1 protein-coding gene and 1 pseudogene are annotated in these 1,968 nt (G+C 47.1%); both read left to right on the top strand.

Features of this window, described 5'->3' with window-relative positions:
• A pseudogene (locus WBG83_RS22280) lies at positions 1–621 on the top strand (hypothetical protein); the annotation flags it as partial.
• A 10-nt stretch (positions 622–631) separates the two neighbouring features.
• Positions 632–1,968, top strand: a 1,337-nt coding sequence (locus WBG83_RS22275) for a CARDB domain-containing protein (protein WP_336747581.1), incomplete at its 3' end; no start/stop codon positions are given.

Raw genomic sequence — 1,968 nt, 5'->3', positions numbered from 1 at the left:
CGGGCACAGTCGGTAACCGTCATCGAGCGGGTCCTGACGGTCAAAGGCGGCGGCGAACTGTCCGTGGACAAGACTGCTCAAAGTTATGCCGAAGTCGCATGGAGAGGATCCAACGTGGAAACTATGTGGGGAATTGCTGCTAATCCGTTGCCGCAGAGTTTGGATTTGAGCGAGGACGTTGACACACAGGTTGATCAAATTTTGGTTGTGGACTTGACGAGAGATGACGGCGCGTACAGGAGCTGGTTCAACAATGTACAGCCACTGTCCCAAAAAACAGTTCTGAATAATCATTATTTAGTTGCTCTTCACTTCAGATTCACAAATCCGGTGGCCGTGGCCAACACTTATTTCAGTTTCCGCTTCAAAGCAGCGGCTACGTGGCAGTATGAAGAAGTGAAGCCAACTGCGGGAGGGCCAGTTAATGATATTCAACTTTTTTGGTTGGATCAACCTAAGAGTGTGGATGGCTGGTACCTCATGGCCATTTCTAAGGAAATCGCAAATCAAGAGCTTGCGGAATACGGTAAGGTTCCTATTGTGATGACACGTGTCAATAGGATGAAGGGCCAAACAGCTACATTTAATTTTGTGCCAGTCATACGAAATACTGTAGAATAAGGGTGAACATATGAAAAAACGGAAGACTTGGATAGCAGCCACAATGGCTGCTATTTTTATTTTTTCCTTGTTTGCAGTTTATGTGACGAGGACAAGCGCCATGGAAGCTGTCAAACAGGTGGATTTTACTCTAGATGCGTATTCAAGAGACAGTCAGAAGAATATTGTTCTGGATGTAGGGCTTGATCCATCAACCATCAAGCGATATGAGGTATATATAGACGGAGCCAACAAGGGACAGATCGGGACATTGGTTGGCTCGAAGTTTGAATTGACCGTGGATGGCCAGTTAACGCCAGTCTATAGTCAAGAAAGAACAGATCCTGGTCATCATATTTGGCGCTTGCTAGACGGGAAAAGCTGGTGGACTCAGGGGGACAGAACTGCCAAGTATGAAATTACTGGTGGATGTATCGTTAATGGGATTTCTCAATGCCCTGGTCCTATTCCTGAATACGCCAAAAATGTGGCCACTGGTATGACTGAACTGGTCCATGGGGATTTGCGTGATAGTTCTGGGAGGGCCGCTACTACCGCTTATGAAGTAGAACGACCACAATATTTTTGGTTTAAGGAAGCGGATATTAATTTAGATGAGAGATTAAATATCTCCTCTGATTTGGTCTTTAATGTAAAAATAAACAAGGAAAAGTCCTCCCCAGATAGAGGGTATGAAGAACTGGAAATTCTCGAAGCAGGCTCAGGGGATTCTGGCTTTGGCATGATTAAGGTAGCCAAATTTCTGGACAGTGAATCCGATACGAAATATGAGGACATTACAGGTGGTTTGGCCTATCCTGTACAGGGCCGCAACTACTTCATGCCGGTACTCGCCTTCTGGGACGGCTACACCTATGCCTACAAGTCGGGCTACGTTAAAGTCTACTACGATACAACCACACCAGACCTAGTAGCAGATTCCATCGAACTGACAAGCCCGCTTAAAATAGGCGAGGCAGGCTCAATCACTGTCACATTCCACAACGAAGGAAAGGCCGTTAAGGACGATTTCAAAGTCGCTGCCTTTGCTGCGGGTTCTCCGCTTCAAGGATCGCCTCAGACGGTCTCTGGGATGGCTGTAGGCGAGCGTAAGACCTTGACCTTCCCATTCACCTTCAAGTCGGCGGACACAGTCTACGTCGAATTTAAAGTGGATTACGGCAGCAGCCTGGTGGACAATGGGGTTATCAAAGAAGATAACGAGGATAATAACTATAAGGATAATCGTATTTCCCCGGATCTTGGCATCGACGGGGATTTCGGCATTCCCACCGAGGTGACTCTCCGTGACCCGATCCCGATTACGCCTAAGGATTTTGATGTTCCAGCCGCGTGCGGTTATGAGTA

The sequence above is a fragment of the Paenibacillus sp. y28 genome, assembly GCF_037137075.1.
Classification (GTDB): Bacteria; Bacillota; Bacilli; order Paenibacillales; family NBRC-103111; genus JBBBNV01.
This window is presented reverse-complemented; position numbering and strand designations above follow the sequence as displayed.